General features: G+C 60.7%; 4 protein-coding genes. All 4 read left to right on the top strand.

Annotation, left to right across the window (positions count from 1 at the left end; all coding sequences use genetic code 11):
• Positions 1-627: 627 nt before the first annotated feature.
• Entirely contained in the window at positions 628-969 is a 342-nt protein-coding gene (locus MJD61_09185; protein ID MCG8555443.1) for a hypothetical protein, read from the top strand.
• A gap of 87 nt (positions 970-1,056) precedes the next feature.
• A complete protein-coding gene (locus tag MJD61_09180) occupies positions 1,057-1,926 on the top strand; it encodes a hypothetical protein (GenBank protein ID MCG8555442.1) in 870 nt (289 codons plus the stop codon).
• Entirely contained in the window at positions 1,923-2,678 is a 756-nt protein-coding gene (locus MJD61_09175; GenBank protein ID MCG8555441.1) for a hypothetical protein, read from the top strand. Before MJD61_09180 ends, MJD61_09175 begins: the two co-directional genes overlap by 4 nt.
• Positions 2,679-2,825: 147 nt before the next feature.
• On the top strand, positions 2,826-3,968 hold the full coding sequence (locus tag MJD61_09170; protein ID MCG8555440.1) for a hypothetical protein: 1,143 nt from the start codon (positions 2,826-2,828) through the stop codon (positions 3,966-3,968).
• The last annotated feature ends 278 nt before the right edge of the window (positions 3,969-4,246 follow it).

Here is a 4,246-nt window from a genome sequence, read left to right as displayed (position 1 = left end):
CGCAAAGGCCGTCATGACCTCGCTGCACAGTCGGCTGTCGTAGCCAAGCACGCTGCGAAGCTGCCACGGCAGCGAGCACACCCACTGCCTGACGGGAGCATCGAACGGCAGCACCGAGTCGACCAAGTGTGCGGCCGTGTGTTTGGTTCGTCCGCTGCTCCGGCGGATTATGCTAACCTCTACAATGGCGCCCACCGGATGTGGTACGACGCGCTCAATTACTCTAATGGCATGCGGAGCACTTTTACGGGTCTTTTGATCCAGTACCCTGATACAGACGGCTCATGCCAACCGAATGCTCCCGCATGCGCGTGGGGACCCCTGAATCGGGTGGAAATAGTCGCCATGACCGACGTACTCTCTCCCCAGGGTAGGATCCTTCACGAAATGGGTCACATCGCCTCGTACAAGGCGAACCCGAGGCGCCTGACTCACGGCGGTTACTGCTACAATCAACAGACGACGACCTGTCCGGCCGGAAGCAACGGGTGGAACCTCACTTCGAACGAGTGGCAAGGGGTTGCACTCGAAGAAGGCCGAGCGACCTTCTTCGGAGACGTTGCGTTCTACTGGGATGGGGCGAACGATCCGCGTACGTGTATCGGTAGTGGTACCTGCCCCAGTAGCTTGTCGATCGAGACGAGTGTCGGAGGTTCGTGCTCCGCGCGAGCCGGCCGCCAGGCGATCAACGTCGATCGCTATATGTGGGATGTCTACGATGCCAATACTGACAGTTCAGACTCTGGCGAGAATGTAGATGCCAACTATTGGGATTTCTTCGATGCAATCGGCGAGGTCCCGGAGGGCTACAAATTTGGTGAAACCGAATCGCCGTTCGTTGACTCAGGAGGTGCCGTAGATGCCTGGGATTCCTTTCGTGCCGACGAGTTCCAGGTTGCTCTCCACCGGCGTATCCCGTCGAACTGGACCGCCTACTGGGCAAACTGTATGAGCAGTATCGCTCCCTAGCTTGAGTCAACGAGCGAACGTGTTGGGCCTTGTTAGCCGTGAGCTTCGCGCGGCCTGCGGTTTTCAGAGGACAATGGGCGTAGCAAGATGAGCACAGCAACGCGGCTGACCTTGCTTATTGCCCTTGGCGGCTGCGGTTCTGCGCCGCCGCTACCATCGATCGAGCTGATCTGCGATGGCAGCGATACATTGCGGCTGACGATCGGCACGGGCGGCGGTGGCGCGATTGATCCAACCCATGCGGTTCTGTGGGAGCACGGTTCATTCTTGTTCGTGCAAGGCGATTGCAGCTACTGGGTCCCACAAATAGGGTCCAGAGCACAGCACTACCGCACTGGCACACTGAACAGCGCTGACGCGGCAGAACTGGCTGAGGCCTTTGAATTCGGACGCTGGGAGGCGCTCGGCCTAGTGGGAATGTGGCAGCCTCGCTACGGTGACTTCGATATAGGGGACTACCGATACTATGACGGTCAAAACCTGATTGTGTGTACCAGAGGATGCGGAGACGAGAGCACTCCTGCGGCAGTGATGCGTATGCGCGACAGCTATGGATCATGGATCGTGCGGCTGAACAAGAGCGGACACGATATCGACGGTCCACTGCGCATTACCGCGACCGATCGCTATAACTGGCCAGCGGTTACCGTTCCACGAGCGACGTGGCCGCTCGACTGGGCGCTGACGGACATCGCAGTGCCATGGGAGGAAGTGCACGCGCAGCCGCCGATGTTTGGGACGAGCCGCCTCATCAGCAACCCAAAGGAGGTGGTTGCGCTCAGAGCCATCTGGGATGAGTATCTTTCTGGCCAGCATGGAGAGCTTTGGGAGCCTGCGATACCCTTCGAGGACCCGCATTCGCCACAGGTCAAGACCTTCGCCGTAGTAATGCGCGATACCACACCGTTTGAGAACGAGCGGGGACTGATCGAGTGGCCCTGGGAAGCAAGGCGGTGAGCGTTCTAGTGCGCCAGCGGCGCGGGATGCTGGGGGCCGCTGCGGTGCTGCTCGCTGTGGGGGGGTGGTGGCTTGGCAAGCAGTGGAGGGGTGTGAAGGCGGCGCCGCTGCTTGCTGATGCTCGCGAGGAAAGCCTGGTGGAGAACTCAGCGCCCGTGGAAGTCTCCAAAGCGTATAGTCGTCGCCGCGCATCTGGGCAGAGTGTGGCTGGGAGACCCGCGCCCGAGCAGGCTCCATATCGACCCAGCGCGCCAAGTGACCGTTTTCATCCGCGCGATCCGAACGAATGGCAGGGGATGCTGGTGAACGTGGCCAACTTCCAGGTCTGCACCCGTTCGGGAAGCTGCGGTCTGGGTCTCGCTTGCATTGAGCGGCGCTGCGGACCCTGTAGTCTGGACGCGGAATGCGCTGAAGGGGAAGCGTGCGTGCTCGACCGTTGTCTGCGCGAAGGAAACGTGGGTTGCCGTTCGCGTCGCGACTGCGGCCACCTGGGCGAAGATGCGCTGTGCATCCTAAGTGGCCTTACGGCACACGATCCGCGCAGCAACGCAGAGCTTCGATCGTACTGTAACCCCGGACACGGCGGGACCTCCCAAGATGTGAACGATCCCGAAGCGATCGAGAGGATGCGCTTGCGGACTTCGGCGGAACACATCAAGCCGCCGATCAGCGCGAAGGACCTGTTTCGCAAGCTAGACCTAGAGCGCGCCCGTCGCGACACTCGGGAACGTGCTTCTCCCAACCCCAAATAGGGGAATGCAAGGATCTCATTGGGTAACCATGCAGCATCTGTAACCGCTCAAGCCCCGGTGAACAATTCCCAACACTTGGAGGTTCTTTTGTGGAGCGCCTGGGCGATCGTGGTGCTGAGCGCTTGTAGTAAGGACGGGAACGAGCCGATGGGTAGGGGAGCAGGTGGACGAGCTTGGGTGGACGGGGGCATGCCCATGAGCATTTGCCCTGAGCTGCCGCTCGTGGACCGGCTGAAGCGGTTCTGTAGTCGTGCAGGTGATGGCACGCAGGATACTTGGGCGCGATGCGCTGGAGGCCTGGCGGACGACACCGGCAACGCCGTGGCCTTGGATGTTATGGGCAGCGTCTACGTGGGCGCCGGAATGGGCGCCAGGTTCCCCTCGGACACGGCCGCCGCGCTGCAATGCTGGCACATGTCCGCTGATGACTTCGCGACAGTTCGCTTCGAAACGACTTCGCTGCTGAGCCCGGCGGACGGAGGGCCCGCGTTGGCCAAGTATGACCGCGACGGAAGGCTGCTGTGGGCCAAGTTCCTGCCAGGTACAGGCAGCCAGGGCAAGCTACAGGCGATCGCGCTGGACTCGCTCGATGGTTCGATGGTGGCGGCGGGGAATTCCCTGAGCACCTCACGATTCCAGCCGAGTGCTCCGCGCAACCTCTACATCACAAGACTCGATCACCAGGGTAATCCCGTTTGGTTCCAAAGCGCTATAGTCATGCCCAAGGTCGACGGATACAGCCGGGCTGACGTGTCGGGCGTGGCCATCCATCCAATGACCAATCACATTGTTGTCACCGGACAGTTCCATGGCGAGCTCACGTTCGGCGCAGGCAGTTCGAGCGAGCAGGTGCTCGCGGCACATCGTCGAGGCGATCTGTTCATTGCAGAGTTTGACCAACTCGGTAACCTGATCTGGGCGGGCGACGCAGGCGGGAGCGCCAGTGCGTCGATGGGGCGCGAAGTCCTCTTCAAACCCGATGGCAGCGCGATCCTTGTTGGTGCGCTTTCGGGCGCTGCAGACAAAGCGATCGAGGATCGCTTGGGCACGGAGGTGGAAGTGATTCCGTTTGGCGTAGCCGACATGGTGCTGGTCCACTATGACCAAGATGGACATGTGCTGTGGGCCAACCATGCTGGCTTTCCACGTGAGACGGTGCACGGAGAAGGGGTCGCTTACGACGCTTCGGGGAATATCTACGTGACAGGAACCTTCAGCACGTGTGCCCTCTTTCCCCGAGCTCCAGGGAACCCGGTGCTCCTGTGCCTGGCGTGCCCTCAGGTGCTTTAGATGTCGCGTGCGACAACACGGCGACGCAGATGGCCATATCGTCGGCCGGAGGCACGGACCAGTTTGTTGCCAAATACGACTCCCGCGGCAATCTTCATTGGGTTCAAGGTGCTGGGGGACGCTTGATGGATAGTGCCAGTGTTTTGCCTCAGCCGGAACGTGACTCCTCTTGACGCTCCCGAGTGGAGCAGCGAGGAGTCAGCATGCCTAAGAGGAAGAAGCAGTCACGTCGTAACTATACAGCAGAGCAGAAGGCGATAATCCTGCGGCGTCACTTG

This window comes from Pseudomonadota bacterium, assembly GCA_022361155.1.
In the GTDB taxonomy this organism is placed as follows: Bacteria; Myxococcota_A; Polyangia; order Polyangiales; family JAKSBK01; genus JAKSBK01.
Note: the sequence above shows the minus strand (reverse complement) of the source record. Positions and strands in the feature narration are given on the sequence as shown.

Bases quoted from the DNA above. Each gene is read 5' to 3' on its own strand.
- MJD61_09170 (MCG8555440.1), top strand. From the start codon at position 2,826: ATGGGTAGGGGAGCAGGTGGACGAGCTTGGGTGGACGGGGGCATGCCC.
- MJD61_09180 (MCG8555442.1), top strand. From the start codon at position 1,057: ATGAGCACAGCAACGCGGCTGACCTTGCTTATTGCCCTTGGCGGCTGC.